Genomic DNA, 15,400 nt, shown 5'->3' with positions numbered 1-15,400 from the left:
CGGGCATGTGAATTGTAGTAACAATTCTTAAAATATTATAGAATTTATTGCATTCATCAAATGACCGACTATGAGAAATTTTGCCCCATCGAAAGCCGTAGCTGAATTTGCAATGCTACTCATTTGTGCCTTGTCTCTCACAGGGACGTCTGCCCAGAGTCCCGATGTGAAAATCGATACAACGAATCAGGGATTTATCAAGAATTTGTCGCTGGCCATGCAGCTGGTGCACGCCGGCGACGGGTCGAAACGCATTTTTATCGCGGAAAGAGGAGGTACTATTAGGGTTTTTCTGCCCGGCGCCCCCGGAACGCCTGCCACATTTCTTGATATGAACAGCGGCGGACAGATTGTTGGAAGTGGCGGGGAAAGAGGTTTACTGAGCATCGCCTTTCATCCTAACTATGCCGCCAATGGCTATTTTTACGCCTTTTACACCGATGTCGCGGGTAGCCTGGTGTTGGCAAGGTACACGGCTACAACACCTTCCGGTAATTCCGCAGATGTATCCAGCTATCTTAAAATACTAGAAATCCCACATCCCGGGCAATCCAACCACAATGGCGGGGAACTCCACTTCGGTTACGACGACGGATATCTTTATATGTCGACCGGAGACGGTGGCGGTGCCAATGACAACCCTACCCAGCCCATTGGCAATGCGCAGAGTACCACATCATTATTGGGGAAACTGCTTCGTATAGATATGGACGTTCCATCGGGCTCGCCTACACCTTACGAAATACCGGCGGATAACCCTATCACGGGCTCCCTGATTTATGCACGTGGCTTGCGAAATCCTTTCCGATGGAGTTTCGACAGGCTCACCCATGCGATATGGATTGGCGATGTGGGACAAAATACAAGAGAGGAAATCGACTACGTCCCGGCGGGCAGCCTCTCCGGGGCTAATTTTGGCTGGCGCTGTTTTGAGGGCGAGCTTGTTACACCGAATATTGCCGATCGCACCGGTTGTCCGGTACAGTCGGCCACTGTTTCCCCTGTTTATACCTATCCAACCGGCGCTGAAAGGGGAAGGTCCGTGATTGGCGGAGTGGTTTATCGTGGAAGTGCATCGCCGCTGATGTATGGTTACTACATTGGCATGGATTATTCTTCAGGACAGATCCATAAGATCAAGAGTGGCGGCGCCCCGGATGCTTACCAGACTTCTCCGATCACGGGTATAGTTGATATCGGGGAAGACGAAGACGGCGAGATTTACGCGGTGACTGATGGCGCTGTGTACCGGATCTTTACAGAAAACGCTCTGCCTGTTACACTGATCAGCTTTTCGGGTGTGCCAGGAAATGAAGGGATAAAACTGTCGTGGCAGACCTCAACGGAGGAGAACTCCCGCGCATTTGAAATTGAATATAGCCGGGACGCCGTCGGATTTGAAAAGATCGGAACCATACCGTCCCAGAATTCAATTTCGGGAGGCAGTTATGGCTTTACGCACACAACCAATCAGACTGGAATCAACTATTACCGTCTGAAAATGATCGATACCGACGATAGCTTCCAATATTCCAGGATCGTTGCGGTTGACAACGGACCCGAAAGCCCGACAGATCATTTTATCCGGCCCTCGCTGATTACCAATCATACCATGAACCTGGTGCTTGACCAGCCGTTTCAATGGGTCGAGCTGGTTGGTGTAGGCGGTCATGTCTTCTTAAAACAAGAGATTACCGGCAGGAGCGGGGCAGTGAGTATTCCGCTGAGTGCCACTTCCTCAGGGATTTACGTGGTACGGCTGTCGGACCATGACCGGGTTGTTCAGCAAAAAGTGCTGGTTATGGAATGACAGGCTGATGGTTTTTTTGAAATAGTTAGAACTAAGTATTTCTAAGGGTAACGAATGTAAAGAGTTTTGTAAGCCAGGATTGGCTTTCACTCTTTCATCCGTTTTCTATGAAAATCATTACCAAATTCTCCCTCTTTCTCTTTTCTGCATTAGCCTGCCAGACGGTTTTTGCACAATGGACAGCCGTGGGTAATGCAGGGTTTTCAGCTGGTTTTTCTTTTCAAAGCAGTATCGCTTTTGATTCACAGAAAAAACCTTACATCGCTTACTCCTCCGGGGGCAGTCAGCAGGTGACGGTCAAAAAGCTGGTCGGGAATATTTGGACTAGCATTGGCAACGAGAATTTTGCCGGCGGCCAGGGCGGCCAGGCCTGTTCCCTGGCATTGAATTCCGCCGATATCCCCTATGTCGCTGTCATCAGCGGTTCCGATTTGCAGGCATCCGTTTGGAAGCTGACCGGCGCGGTCTGGGAAAAAGTGGGTTTAGATGTGTCGGAGGAAATGGCGGGAAGTGTCGAAATCGCTATCAACAGTCATGATGAGCCTTATTTGTTTTATCGTGATCAAAAAGCCTACCATGGAATTCAGGGAAGGGCTACTGTCAAAAAATTCAATGGGACTGTCTGGGAGGTAGTGGGTTCAACCGGCTTTTCCGATGATTTTATCCAATCCATGGATTTTGCCATTGACGGCAATGATGTACCCTATGTAGCATATGAAGATGGGGGAAGTTCGCTGAAAGCTACGGTCAAAAAATTTGACGGAACGGAGTGGGTGAACGTGGGTACGACTGGTTTTAGCCCCGGTATCGTCAAGTTCATGTGCCTGGCGATCAACAGCAGTAATGTCCCCTACGTGGCTTTTCGCAACTCGGAATCGGGTGCCAGGGCCAGTTGCATGAAATTCAATGGAACAGCCTGGGAGTTCGTCGGGACGCAAAGCATATCCCCCGATGTCTGCTCATACATTTCTCTGGCCATCGATAAGGACAATGTTCCATTTATCGGTTACAGACTGGAAGCAAGCCCTTTTTCAGTCAGTGTCAAAAATTTCAACGGTACCGGGTGGGATTTCGTCGGCGCTCCCAATTTCACAGGCAATGTCGCAGGTTTCGTGACCCTTGCCATGGATCCCTATGGCAATCCCTATGTAGGGTACCAGGATGCCAATAATGGCTCCCGGCAGACTGTCTCTGCATTTATCATTCATGATCCTTTGCCGGTCAGGCTGGCCACATTTGAAGGTAAATTTTCGGAAGCGGAGCAAGCGGTATTGCTCGATTGGACAACTGCCCAGGAAATCAATAACGACCGCTTTGAAATTCAGGCAGGAGATTCGCCGGCGACGTTGAAGAAAATCGGGGAAATAAAAGGAACGGGAAACAGCAGCGACAATGCTTTTTACAGTTTTGCCGACAGGGTTTCCAGGGGCAGCATTGTGTATTACAGACTTAAACAGGTCGACTACGACGGGACTTTTTACTATTCAAAGATCATCAGCGTGCATAAACCCGAAACCAGGGATTTGTTCATTTTGGGAAATCCGGTGCGCGGCAACTTGCTGCGTATTCATACGAGCGGCAACTCATCCCGGAATGCGCAGGTGAAGTTATTCAGTTCCAATGGAAAAGCGCTCGGGCAATGGGAGTTTACGCAGCAGGAGCAATTGGAGATCGATGTCAAAAATCTGGTTTATGGCATGTATATTCTTCAATATGAAGATGTTAATGGGGTGCAAAGACGGAAATTTGTCAGGGAATAAAACAATTTGTTGCTTTCCATATCCGAATCATTTTTGTTCTCTATATTTAATTAGCTGTCAGTAATTGATGACCTGCCTCCCGAAACCATGAGCTGTATGAGGTTCCGTTTCTCACTCGTTTGTTTTTTTGTTTTACTATCTGTCGGTGGTTATTCGGAAACCTACACGCCACAGGAGGGCAGGGCGGCCTGGCACAGGCTGAAAAAATTGCCGGTTACAGACCAGTCCTTCCGCGAAGCTTGCGACCTGATCCAGGATATAGGGAAAAATAACCTGAATGTTGCTTACGAGTTCCTTGCCGAATACCTTCCCATCGTTCAGAAAACGGGCGACAAAAAGAAAGCGCATGTCATTTTGATGAGCTGGGCAAAAGCCAAAGAGTCTTTGCACTTTTTTGAAGAAGCCGAAAAGCTTTATGCAAAAGCAAGGCAGAACGCACAGGGAACCGGCCGGATGTACCGTGAGGCATTGGCTTTGACCGTGTTGCTTTACGGCGAATGGGAAAATCCGGACTCTTCCCAAAAATACATTGCTTTGGGAGAGAAAGTATGCCTTCAGGCTAAGGATAATGAAAACCTCTCTTTCATCTATACCTTTAAAGCCATTTCGAATCCCGTGGATACAGCTTTTATGCACAGGTATCTCAGCAAGGCAATTGCCCTTGCGGCTGGTGTGAAGGATAAGAATGCGCTTTTCACGGCGCGCTACAACTATGCCAATATTTTCCTGCAATACAATCCTCAGAAACAGGTAGAAGAGTTTGAGTCGCTGCTGGAGCTGGCACAGGATTCGTCTTTGTACCGCTTCCCGAGAAAACTGTATGAGCGTACCGCATTTACATTCCGCAATCCCAGGCCGAGCGTCTATTATCAGCTCATGCAGCTCAACCTCCTATTGACAGATTTTGAAAACGCCGGGAAATTCGGGGAGCTTTTCTATAATTCAAGCATTAAACCCAATCCTAACGGTGCCCAGGCAGCCTATTTCAATGCAGAAATGGCCGTGGTAAAAGCTTGTCAGCAGGAGTTCGCGAATGCGGCTGAATTTCTTGACAAAAGCAGGGAGCAGTTTAATTTACCGGAAGAAAAAATACCTTATATCAGTTATTTTATTGCTGCGGGCCTTTTGGCGGAGCATCGTAAGGAATATGTCAAAGCAGAAGAATATTATAAGAAATTTGCGGCGACAGACAGTTATTCCAAGGGTTTCCATGTGCTGCCGGTTGAGCTGTATTATGCCCATATCCTGACACTGAACAAAAAATATGACCAGGCCGAAAAGATTTTCAATTTTTTTCGTGAGGCATTGACCAATAAAAAATACTCCGCTACCGGGTATTACTACAACCGGTTTTATGCGGATTTTTTGAAGGCAAGAGGTGACTATCCTGGATATATGCAGTCTCTGGAGACTTATTATGACATCAAAGATTCACTGACAAACCTGAATAAATACCGGGCGATCCAGGAGGTGCTTGCCAAAGTCAGGATCCAGGATAAAGAACAGCAAATTGCAAAGCTTAACGAGGAAAGCCTTTACCGTAACCGGGAAATCAAAAAAGAGCGGGCATTCTATAGTGTCGTCATAGGCCTTTCCATCCTGGCGATCGGCTTGCTGATCGTGAACTCGCGCAACCGGACAATCAGGAACCGGCAGAAGGAAGCTTTGCAGGAAAGCGAAATCGAAAAGATCCAGAAGCAGCGTCATATCGATCTGATGCGCGGCGTCATGGAAGCAGAAGAAAAGGAGCGTCGCAAGATTGCCGATCAGCTGCACGACGAGGTCAGCTCGATGCTCGCGCTGGCTTCGTTGTCTGTCTCTTCGACCCTGGAAAAAGGGAGGAACGATGAGCAGGGGGAACAAAAGCTGCAGAAAACGCAGGAAATTCTTTCTTCCGTTTCCAGCACGATACGTGATCTGAGCCACCAGCTCAATCCGTTGGTTATTGAGCGGTACGGGTTTCGGAAAGCTGTCCTGGATTCTGCCGAGATCATTAATTTATCCTGCAAAATAGCCCTCGAAACGGTTGTGGTGGGTTTTGAAGATACAGGAAACTACAACCTTCCTTTTTTAAATGACTTGTACCGGATTATCCAGGAACTGCTGCACAACGTACTCAAACACGCCAGGGCCAGCAAGGCTTCCCTCGAGGTAATTGAGCACGCCGATACCGTTTCCATGATTGTCGAGGACAACGGGGTAGGGCTGAGGGACATGTCACAGGTGGAAGGGCAGGGATTGAGTACGATCCGCTCCCGGGTGGCTTATCTGAACGGGAAAATGGAAATCAGCAACAAACAGGACGGAGGGGTACTTGTAGTGATTGAAATTTATTTGGTAAAACAGGTTTGAAATTGAAGATGCCGATTAAAGTGATCATAGCGGACGATCATCCCCTGCTGGTAGACGGCATATTGGGCGTGATACGGGAAATCGATATGGTGGAGCTGGCAGATTCTGCGTCGAATGGAAAGCATTTGATTTCAAAACTGAAACAATTTCCCTTTGACCTGGTCCTGCTCGATCTGAATATGCCGCATATGGACGGCATTGAAACCCTCAAAGTGATCAGGAGAGATTTTGGCAGAGTGAAGGTCATCGTTTTTACAAGTTACGGCCAGCCGGAGCTTTTGAGGGAAATCAAAAAGCTGGGTGCCGAGGGTTATCTGATCAAAGATTGCAGCTCCGTTGAACTGAAGGAAGCGGTGATCACCGTTGCCAGCGGCGGGAAGTGGTTTCAGGGCATCCTGTCCGACGACATGTCGCCTCCCTTTCAACTTGACGATTTTTTGAAAAAATACCAGATCACACCACGAGAAGTGGAAATCCTGCGGCACATCGCAGACGGCCTTACCAGCAGGGAAATCGGGGAGAAACTCTTTATCAGCGAATTCACGATCAATGCGCACCGGAGAAACATTTGCCGGAAGCTGAATATTTACACTTCGGTAGGCCTGCTGAATTTTGTGAGGAAAAACAGGTTGATGTAGGGGCTGGACATCATTGAGACTTGCAAAAAATATTTCGTTTCAGGGAAGAGTGACAATGTGATTTCCGGGAGTTATATATCAGAATAAATCCAACTGCGTCGTTTTCATCGGATGAAATGTCCCGATGATTACAAATGGGTTTGGTGCAATCATATGAAATTCTCGCGTTGTGCCTAGAAACAAATATAAATCTTTCGTTTTCGCAAAGTCATCAAAATATTTCCTTTTGACGTCGGCACAAGCTTTTGACTCATTCCCTTCGTGGCGTTTCAAACAATTCCAGTATAACATTCCAATTTCCCAATCTTCGATCATCATTGTTCTCTCAATACCATCCTCACTGGTAAATTTGTAGGAAAATTTATACGGTAATTTTTGAACAACTTCAAAAGGGTTGTCTGAATTTTTGAAGAGATTTAACTGGCTTGCATTTGCCTTTAGTATATCTAATTTCTTTTTGTCCCAGTCACGCTCTACTTTTTCAATTTTAAAATCAAGTATTGATTTTGGCTTGAAGACAGCAAGTGAGGTATACAATTTACTGTCCTTTGCACTTGCAATCAGCGCTGTCATGTTAGTATGAACGTTTTGAAGCACAATCTCTTTTCTAAGCCTCCAAGTGCCTTTTTCGGATTCGATATTACCAACGATTCTAAATGGTGAATCAATCGATCTCGGTTTATAGCTCTCAAAACGAAAGTCGGAACTATTCTTTTCAATGTCTATTTCAATCCAATCATATTTGCTGTATTGCTTGTCATATTCAAGCTTTCTAAACGGAATTGGGTAGATTCTAATCCAACTTCCATCTTCGAGAAAACCTGCTGTACAAACTAACTCATCATATTTATTTGATAGTGTGGGGTAAGTTTTGACTGCAATCAAAACCTTTGTTAGTGCCATTCTAGATATGTTTTAGTTCAAAATTCCACTCGGGAAGTTTTATAATTGCCTCTGCTAGATGCTTTCTGTGACATTGACAAATGTTTGCTTCAAAGCAAGTCAATGCAACCCGCTTGCTTTTTTTCAGCAGGTGCAGGATTTGTTCCTGCTGACCTATGGTATTACGTAAGTTCTGCTTTTTGTAGACTTCAAAAAGATTATCGTAGTCGGTCTGCGTTTTAAGTTCTTGTCTTTGGTCAGATTGAATTCCGACTTCCGGAATATGTAAATAGTTAATCCCTAAATTTTCACAAAAAGTCTTTAATTGCTTTTTTGAAAACCCGAATTTCATACTTAAAGGATTACATCTAACATCAATCAAGATTTTTATATCATTTTTAATAAGTCGATTGAGATATTCTTCCAGAGAAATTCCCTCGTATCCAATGGTATATAAAATTGTATTGTGATTAACAGGCTTTGCGTTTAAAACATGCTGATATTGTTCATCACTAAGAATTTCCTTAGCCTTGACACTATTGATTGAGTAATATTGATAATTTAAATAGGTCAGTTTAATAAGTGAGTCTATTGATAAATTGCCGTAAGAGTTTTTAATATCAATCAGAATTTTTTTATCCTTTTCATTCAGCAACTTAATGTAGTTCTCGGACCCGATCTTGGTGTAGCTGACCTGGTCTTCCGATAACTGGTTGTGCCCCACCATCGCTATTAAGTCCGCATTGGCTGAAAAAGAATAACAACCGTATTTATAGGGCACAAAATCGTAATCTCGTTTGGATTGCCTTTCAGTAAAAAGGAAAAGCAGCTTTTGAAGGGCAATTTTTGGCAAATTTCCTCCGAAGTCTTGAAGTAGCGCGAGTATTATTTTTCTTCTGTAAAACATGAGACAAAGGTAGATAAATAGTCTTAAATGCCACCGAACGGTACCACGTACCGTTAGAAAAATGCCCCTGACTTATTTTGCATTCCCCCAAACCTCTTCCGAATACTCGCATTCCCAATTAAATGCATACAAAATAAAAATCGAGTGAACATTGCCCTGTTATGGTGTGGATCAAGCGAAAGCTCCTGGGCGCCTTTGTATGGGCGCGGGACACCTAAGACAGGGCATTTTTAATTTTTCCCATCCCAAATAACATGCAAATGAACAACCAACAACATTCAGACGAGTCTCCGGACTTGTCGCAACCGAATTATGCTTAGCTCGTTCAGGAGCTATTCGAGCTTAACAAGCCCGGCGAAATGGTGGAGCATCTTTGGGAAGTTTATAGTGTCTTTCAGGTGTATGACCAGCAAGCGGGCTACAACCCCTGCAAGCTGGACATTTTCTACACCGTTCGCGACCTGGTGTTTTTTTGCCAGAATATGGCGGCAATGAAAGCAGCGTTAATGTCAGGTTGACATTAAATCAATCCTTAACAAAAGCCACTTTAATCTCCCTTACCTCCCGCACCCAGCGCGCTGGCTTCTTGTCATTGGGTGCGATCATTCTAAATGGTCCTTCGCCGTTTGGCAGCGGCTGGCCGTCTTTTTCAAATGCGAGTATGATCACCTGGCTGGTGAATTCAGGATCAACTTCGGCCAGGGAGTAGATGACTTCGTAGCCGTCGGCGGCTTTGATGAGTACCAGCTTGGTCAGGTTTTCGCCGCGGAGCTTGCTGCCGGTGGTGACGCCTGCTTTTTCAAGGATTTCGATCAATGCCACGCCTTTGAACTCGTGTTCTTTGCCGTCGCGGTCTTTTATTTTTTGGCTGACGGGCTTGTAGCTGGCAAAATCCTCTTTTTTCAATGTCAGCGGCGTGGCTACTTCGCCGCTCACGCTGATTGTCTGAGCGATGGAGATCTGGAGCAGGAAAACAGACAATGCTGCGGTGATAGTGATACGGGATAAAAGTGATTTCAGCATTTCAAGGGAGCTTTAAAGGTTGATGGGGATCTGAAAATTCTGGATTGGTGATGAATGTCGAGTCGGTGAGCATGTGCAGGAAAGCCAGCAGCTGGCCTTTTTCCTGTTTGGTCAGATTGAGCTTTTTGCCATTTGGATCATTGGAAACATTCACCAGGAAGCTGCTCAATGTAGCACTTTCGCGGAGGTGTTCACTGTAATGATCTACCACTTCTTCCAGGGTCGCGAACCGGCCGTCGTGCATGTAAGGCGCGGTGAGCGCAATGTTACGCAGCGACGGCACGCGGAACCGGCCGCGGTCGGAAGCGTCGCGGGTGAAATTTTCCCGGCCCTGATCGGCGGCAATGCTGTCAAGCCCGTTGTTGTGAAAAAGCTCCTTGAATGTTTTCGGGCCGCCGTGGCAATGTTCGCAATTTGCGCCGCGGATGCCTTTTTGTGGGTCCGGCGCACTGCTGAAAAGCTGCATGCCGCTCATTTCTTCCGCCGTCGGCTGGTATGTTCCGGCGAGGTATTTATCATAATTCGAGTTCGCGGAAATCAAGGTTCTTTCAAATTGGGAGAGCGTTTTCACAATGTTGGCCTCGGATATAGAATCGGTACCGAAGGCTTTTTGGAACAAAGACGGGTAAGTTTTGAGCGCCCGCAATTTTTCTGCGGATACCTTCAATGTCTGCCCCATTTCGTGGGCGTCGGTCAGCGGGAAAATGGCCTGCGCTTCCAGGCCAGCTGCCCTGCCGTCCCAGAAGAAATTCCGCACCCAAAGCAGGTTCGCCAGCGACATGGAATTCCTCGGGGTCGGCGTGTTATCTACTCCCAGACTGAATCTTTTTCCGTCTGTAAATGCCCGGTTTTGCTGGTGACAAGTTGCGCAGGAAACTGCATTGTTGGCAGAAAGCCGCTTTTCATAAAACAACATTCTGCCGAGGTATACCCCTTCCACGGTCGTCGGGTTATCGGCGGGCACCACATATCTCCCGCCAAAATTCGCCGGGTGGCGAAGCGGGTAAGGCTTTGGTTTACTGCCGGCCGACAGTAAAATGATCCCTGAAATGACCAGAAGGACTAGGCCTTTCATTTTTTGGATAAATAATTGAAAACCAGGTTCACGAAGAAATTACGCCCCGCCTCCGGGAAACCTTCGACCAATGTATAATTCCTGTCGAAAATGTTGTTGATACCACCCTCGGCGGAGATGAATTTATACAACTTCACCGAAACCTTCGAGTTCACCAGCGTGTAAGCTTTGGCTTTGGTACCGTAGCTGGTGCTGTACCGGTCGCTGTTGTGTTCCACGCTGACGAGGATTTCGGCGCGTTTCAGGAATGCATAATCAATGTAGCCAAATACCTTATGCTCAGGAACATTGGTGAAGAGAATGGCCGGGTTGGTTTTGTTTTTTCTTTTGATAAAAGAATAATTGGTACCCAGTTTCAAGCCGCTGATAATATTGTAGTCAAAACCTGCCTCGGCTCCATAGAAACGTGCGTCGCCGGCATTCTGCAACTGAAAACGTCCCGGCTGCACATTGTCGACCTGCTGGATAATGTCGCTGATGGCACTGTTGAAAATGCTGGCCTGCAGGCCCAGTTTGTCGGCGACTTTGCCCGAATAACTCAGGTCAATGTTCATGGCTACTTCTGCACCTAAGTCAGGATTTGGTATTGCCTGGCCCATGCGGTATGAGTATCGGTCTTTGATTGTCGCGAAGCGTGTTTTTCTTGTCACGGATCCACGAAGCGAATGATTGGGGTCAATGTCCCAGAAAAGCCCGATCTGCGCATTTACTGCATTGTTTTTACTGGCGGCAAAGTTTGTCAGCTCTTTGGAAGTAGCATTGTATTCCTGCGCTTTTTCGGCATGTCGCGCATTGAAACCGATACCCGGCACCAATGCCAGTGTTGGTAAAATCTGATAAGTATTTTCCGCACCGATCGAAACCGTATTGTCGATGTAAGCCTGAACCGGTTCGCCGAGATCGTGCTCGCGGTGGACGTCGCGTTTGTACTGCACATTGAGCTTGAAAATATTCCTGGCCAATGCCCTCGATTCGAATTCGGCATTGCCGCCCACCGTGTAATCGTCGTAGTAGCTCTGGAATGCGTAACCTTTTGTTTGCTTGGTGTAAGTCGTATCGTCGTAGCTGAAAAGCGAGTTCACAAATGTGTCGTAATACAACCTGGTTTTGATCTGACTGGTACTTCCTACCGCAGTTTTGGAAATAAAGTAAAGGCTCTGCTTATTCCACTCCGGCCATTTCCAGAAGCGGGTCGTGATTTTGGAATCGTCGCCGACATACGGCGGGTTGCCTTTTTCGCCTTTCTGGAAGGCATATCCGATCGCATATTCGTCGGTCGCATTAGGAGTAAAACCGATTTTGGCGCTGATCTTGCGATCATTGCGGTAGGAATTCTCGCGGTCCCCGGTAGTTTGGTATTTTCTCGGTTTATAATCTGCCGAGAGTGGGGACGAATCCTGTTTGAGCTGTGACGCGCCGATCTGGTAAAAGAATTTCCCCAGCCTAGAACCCACATTCACATTCCAGCGATACCCATTTCCACTGTAAATCCCGGCGCGACCATTGATCTCGAATTTCTCGACAGGCTTGCGCGACACGAGGTTAATTGCCCCGCCCATCGTATTGGCCCCATATAAAATCGACGCAAATCCTTTGGAAACATTCACCTCCGCCAGATCGAAAGTCGTGAAGCGGCCCATATCCACATAGCCATCGTAAGGTACGTATACCGGCACCCCGTCTATAAAAACCGGCACCTGGCGCAGATCAAAACCTCTCACATAAACCACCGATTCATTCCGCGGACCCACATTGGCAATACTCACGCCCGGAAGCAGGTTCAACGCATTGGAAAGATCATTGCGGTTGAACTTTTCGATGCGCGCGTAAGTCAGTCGCTGGCTGCTGTCGGCATTGCCTTTGCCCGAAATGTTCACTTCGCCGAGTTGAAAAGTGCGGTCGGGCAGATTCTGCGGCTCGTCTTGCGCCGCTACTTTTAAGGAAGAAATAAAAAGGATACTCAGGAAAGGAAAGATCTTGTTCATTTGCCAAGCGATATGTACGTACGGATATATCGCAAAGATAGGCAGTCATCATTTAAATCAATACCGGAAAATCAGATTAATGCTTGGAGCTCGTTTTCAGCGGAAATTACTTCCTGCAACCTCGCGTCCAGCTTTTTATAAGCTGCGATGACAGCTTTTGCAGTGTCGGTCAGCTCGGTGCCGCCGCCTTGCTGCCCGCCTTTGTGCGTGATCACATAAGGGTGCTTCCCGTGCGTATTCATGTGACCAACCATTGCCCAGGCTTTTTTATAGGACATTCCCATGGCTTTGGCCGCCTGTACAATGGAGCCGGTGTCCTGAATGCGTTCCAGCAATTCGAGCCGGCCCGGGCCGAAAAATTTCATTTGATCCACAAAAACCCAATGCCGGAATTTAATCTCAATGCTTTTGTCCATAGCGTCTTTTTGATCTTCATTACACGATCAAAAATATAGACTTTACCGGCAAAAAGAGAAACACCCTGCGAACACTGTCCGCAGGGTGTTTTAACATAACAACCTTAACCCAATTTGATGTGCAAGTCGAAAATTGAACAATACAAATATATTGGAAATAATCCATAAAAAGGGAATTAATCCGAATTTAAATTTTTGGTTTGCCTGGGCCTGCTGCTTTTTGCTTTTTCGCCTAAATTGCGGCTAAAATGCCTGTCTATCAATTGTCAACACATAATCTTGTTTATCGACAATGCCTCTTTTACACCACACTATTGGTTTTAGCCTGTTGCTTTTTTCCGTCGTCCTTATTTTCAGCGTTTTTTTCCTGAGGTACTCGGAGCCGGGTGTTTATACTCAAGTGCGCCAGTCTTTGATCCTCTCGCTGATCACCAATGCGATCATCGTATTGCTTTACAATGAGCTTTTCTCTGCTTTCGATGCAATCGGTCAGGCCTCGGCCCTTGTTTTCTGGGGAATGGAGAATGTGCTGGTGATCGGTTTGCTCATTTACCAGGGGCGAACGGGTCGGCTGCAGCTTTCACGGCTGGGATTGCTGAAAAACGCAGTTAAGCTGACGGGCCTGAGCAGGACCAACAAAAGGATAATCATTTTCGGGGCGCTGGTTTACATCCTGCCTCTGTTATTCCTGGCGATATACGCCGCGCCCAATAACTTCGATTCACACAGCTATCACCTCAATCGCATACTCTACTGGGTCAATGACCGTAATCTTGATCATTTTCCCACCGTGCATATGCAGCAATTGTACCTGAACGTTTTTGCCGAGTACCTGGTGCTGGATACGGTGCTACTTTCCGGTTCGGACCAATTGGCGGGGCTCGTCCAGTTCGGGTCATTTATAGGTTCCCTGGCGGGTATCAGCCTCATCGCCAGGCGTTTTGGGGTGAAGCAGGATGGGCAGCTACTGGCAGCGGTATTTCTGCTCACTTTACCGATCAGCATCTTCGAAAGTACCAGCACGCAGGTAGACTACTGTGCTTGTTTTTTCTTTATTTCGTTCGTCTACTTCGGGTTTGAACTGCTGGAAAGGAGATCGGCAATTACCCTGGGAGCATTCATCCTGTCGCTCTGTTTCGGTGGTTTTTCCAAATACACCATTTTCATTTTCGGGCTGCCGTTCACGGTGTATTTCGCGATCGGGATCCTCGTGCGATACCGTATCGTATACGCAATGAAGGTTTTATTGCTAGCAGTCATTTTCATGGCCATCACTTTCGGTCCGTTTTTTCATCGCAATTATGCGCTGTTCGGGCATGTCATGCATCCGTTGAGAGGGACGGCTTTTGCCTCGGAAGAATTGCCAGTGGACAAGTATTCCCCCATCTACACCCTTTCCGGCGTCATCAAAAATGCCGGGTTGAACCTCGGCTTGCCCGACACGCGGTTTAATCAATGGATGGAAGATCAGATCAGGGGTATTCACCGGGCAATAGGCGTGGATATTGATGATCTGGGGCTTCGTCTGGATGCTTTCTCGGTGAAGTATTCTGTCCATGAGGATATGGTCCCCAATACAGTCCATTTCTGGCTGATGATTCTGGCGGGCGTTCTGGCGCTATTCATTACCGGGGGCCGGGATATTAAATGGCTCTGGACGTGCGCAGTATTGGGTTTTGTGCTTTTCAGCACGTTAATGAAATTTCAATCGTGGAGTACGCGCACACAAATGCCTTTTTTCGCCATGGGATCGATTTTGGTTGCTTACGTGTATTCGTTCAGGCTCCGATGGAATGCCATCTGGCTCATTGGGCCGTTGATGCTGCTTTCCCTTCCCTTTGTATACGGCAATCCAAGTAAGGAGCTCATTTCGATCAATTTCTTAGCCCGGAAAGTGCTTGCGCATATCCCAATAGCCATTTGCGAAACCGGCGGCGAGCAGGCAGACCGTTATGAGAAAAACCTCGGTGCTTACTACGAATTCCCTGGGAGGGCCCATTGCCATCCGTTAAAAAATTGGCCGTCTTACCAGGAGAGGGCCAGGATTTTCGGACTGTTGGAAAAGGTCGGTTATTACGACCTGGACCGTTCTTCCAATATCTTTAGCATGGGTCGCGACCGTGCCTATTTTCTAAGCCATCCCGACAATTACACGAACTTTAAGCCATTGCTGGATCATATTCAAGGCGACAATAAGAACATCGGGGTCTTTTTTAACAAAGGAAATGGCTTCTACCATTATTGGAGCGCGATAGCAAGCAAAATAGACAAGCCTGGAAAAATGGAATACATCCTTTTCCGGAAAGAATTCATGACATTGAAAAACGCACAAAGGGAATTCTGCTACGATTACATTTTGTCCGACAGTCCTGCGCTGCTATCCCATTTTGTCAGAAAGGAAAATATCGACTCCGTATATAGTACCCGGTTATTCCAGTTAGTGAAGTTGAAAAACAGGAGTTGCGAACGGAGCCTTTATTGACACCTGGATAAAATTTCATCACGCTGCGATCCTGTGAGACCATACCTGATCCCCATGGCCTTGCAGGGCA

12 protein-coding genes are annotated in these 15,400 nt (G+C 46.9%); 6 read left to right on the top strand and 6 right to left on the bottom strand.

All coding sequences use genetic code 11. The annotated features are described in order from the left end of the window. The first annotated feature begins 70 nt into the window (after positions 1-70). The 4 genes from AC1XUF_RS24590 (at position 71) to AC1XUF_RS24575 (ending at position 6,560) form a co-directional block, all read left to right on the top strand. Positions 71-1,810: a PQQ-dependent sugar dehydrogenase gene (locus AC1XUF_RS24590; protein ID WP_483344509.1), complete on the top strand. Its 1,740-nt coding sequence runs from the start codon at positions 71-73 to the stop codon at positions 1,808-1,810. Between the two features lie 107 nt (positions 1,811-1,917). After that, positions 1,918-3,570, top strand: a complete 1,653-nt coding sequence (locus AC1XUF_RS24585) for a T9SS type A sorting domain-containing protein (RefSeq protein ID WP_483344508.1) — start codon at positions 1,918-1,920, stop codon at positions 3,568-3,570. Positions 3,571-3,666: 96 nt separating this feature from the next. Further along, positions 3,667-5,922 (top strand): ATP-binding protein, encoded by a 2,256-nt coding sequence (locus tag AC1XUF_RS24580; protein WP_483344507.1) that lies wholly within the window; start codon positions 3,667-3,669, stop codon positions 5,920-5,922. Positions 5,923-5,930: 8 nt separating this feature from the next. Continuing rightward, positions 5,931-6,560, top strand: coding sequence for a response regulator (locus AC1XUF_RS24575; protein ID WP_483344673.1), 630 nt, complete (start codon positions 5,931-5,933; stop codon positions 6,558-6,560). 78 nt (positions 6,561-6,638) lie between these two features. On the opposite strand, the gene AC1XUF_RS24570 is transcribed toward AC1XUF_RS24575, so the two are convergent. Together AC1XUF_RS24570 and AC1XUF_RS24565 are read right to left on the bottom strand one after the other, a co-directional pair. After that, entirely contained in the window at positions 6,639-7,463 is an 825-nt protein-coding gene (locus tag AC1XUF_RS24570) for a hypothetical protein (RefSeq protein ID WP_483344506.1), read from the bottom strand. 1 nt (position 7,464) lies between these two features. Then, positions 7,465-8,349, bottom strand: coding sequence for a DUF488 domain-containing protein (locus tag AC1XUF_RS24565; RefSeq protein WP_483344505.1), 885 nt, complete (start codon positions 8,347-8,349; stop codon positions 7,465-7,467). 359 nt (positions 8,350-8,708) lie between these two features. Between AC1XUF_RS24565 and AC1XUF_RS24560 the strand changes: the two genes are divergently transcribed. After that, positions 8,709-8,867, top strand: a complete 159-nt coding sequence (locus AC1XUF_RS24560; protein ID WP_483344504.1) for a hypothetical protein — start codon at positions 8,709-8,711, stop codon at positions 8,865-8,867. Between the two features lie 7 nt (positions 8,868-8,874). Here AC1XUF_RS24560 and AC1XUF_RS24555 read toward each other — a convergent pair whose 3' ends face one another. From AC1XUF_RS24555 to AC1XUF_RS24540, 4 genes are all read right to left on the bottom strand, one after another. Then, entirely contained in the window at positions 8,875-9,372 is a 498-nt protein-coding gene (locus AC1XUF_RS24555; protein WP_483344503.1) for a molybdopterin-dependent oxidoreductase, read from the bottom strand. 1 nt (position 9,373) lies between these two features. Beyond that, positions 9,374-10,447 carry a cytochrome-c peroxidase gene (locus AC1XUF_RS24550; protein ID WP_483344502.1) on the bottom strand — a complete coding sequence of 358 codons (1,074 nt, stop codon included), beginning with the start codon at positions 10,445-10,447 and terminating at the stop codon, positions 9,374-9,376. Further along, the gene (locus AC1XUF_RS24545; RefSeq protein WP_483344501.1) at positions 10,444-12,432 is read right to left on the bottom strand and encodes a TonB-dependent receptor plug domain-containing protein; all 1,989 of its coding nucleotides are present in this window, start codon (positions 12,430-12,432) and stop codon (positions 10,444-10,446) included. Before AC1XUF_RS24545 ends, AC1XUF_RS24550 begins: the two co-directional genes overlap by 4 nt. A gap of 71 nt (positions 12,433-12,503) precedes the next feature. Next, complete coding sequence (locus AC1XUF_RS24540) at positions 12,504-12,848, bottom strand: winged helix-turn-helix domain-containing protein (protein WP_483344500.1); 345 nt, start codon at positions 12,846-12,848, stop codon at positions 12,504-12,506. A 292-nt stretch (positions 12,849-13,140) separates the two neighbouring features. On the opposite strand from AC1XUF_RS24540, the gene AC1XUF_RS24535 reads away from it, so the two are divergent. Further along, positions 13,141-15,330 (top strand): ArnT family glycosyltransferase, encoded by a 2,190-nt coding sequence (locus AC1XUF_RS24535; protein ID WP_483344499.1) that lies wholly within the window; start codon positions 13,141-13,143, stop codon positions 15,328-15,330. Positions 15,331-15,400 lie beyond the last annotated feature (70 nt).

Source organism: Dyadobacter sp. HNCC25DJ185, from assembly GCF_056895195.1.
This window is presented reverse-complemented; position numbering and strand designations above follow the sequence as displayed.

Bases quoted from the DNA above. Each gene is read 5' to 3' on its own strand.
- AC1XUF_RS24550 (WP_483344502.1), bottom strand. From the start codon at position 10,447: ATGAAAGGCCTAGTCCTTCTGGTCATTTCAGGGATCATTTTACTGTCG.
- AC1XUF_RS24560 (WP_483344504.1), top strand. From the start codon at position 8,709: ATGGTGGAGCATCTTTGGGAAGTTTATAGTGTCTTTCAGGTGTATGAC.
- AC1XUF_RS24540 (WP_483344500.1), bottom strand. From the start codon at position 12,848: ATGGACAAAAGCATTGAGATTAAATTCCGGCATTGGGTTTTTGTGGAT.
- AC1XUF_RS24545 (WP_483344501.1), bottom strand. From the start codon at position 12,432: ATGAACAAGATCTTTCCTTTCCTGAGTATCCTTTTTATTTCTTCCTTA.
- AC1XUF_RS24580 (WP_483344507.1), top strand. From the start codon at position 3,667: ATGAGGTTCCGTTTCTCACTCGTTTGTTTTTTTGTTTTACTATCTGTC.
- AC1XUF_RS24535 (WP_483344499.1), top strand. From the start codon at position 13,141: ATGCCTCTTTTACACCACACTATTGGTTTTAGCCTGTTGCTTTTTTCC.
- AC1XUF_RS24565 (WP_483344505.1), bottom strand. From the start codon at position 8,349: ATGTTTTACAGAAGAAAAATAATACTCGCGCTACTTCAAGACTTCGGA.
- AC1XUF_RS24555 (WP_483344503.1), bottom strand. From the start codon at position 9,372: ATGCTGAAATCACTTTTATCCCGTATCACTATCACCGCAGCATTGTCT.
- AC1XUF_RS24585 (WP_483344508.1), top strand. From the start codon at position 1,918: ATGAAAATCATTACCAAATTCTCCCTCTTTCTCTTTTCTGCATTAGCC.
- AC1XUF_RS24575 (WP_483344673.1), top strand. From the start codon at position 5,931: ATGCCGATTAAAGTGATCATAGCGGACGATCATCCCCTGCTGGTAGAC.
- AC1XUF_RS24570 (WP_483344506.1), bottom strand. From the start codon at position 7,463: ATGGCACTAACAAAGGTTTTGATTGCAGTCAAAACTTACCCCACACTA.
- AC1XUF_RS24590 (WP_483344509.1), top strand. From the start codon at position 71: ATGAGAAATTTTGCCCCATCGAAAGCCGTAGCTGAATTTGCAATGCTA.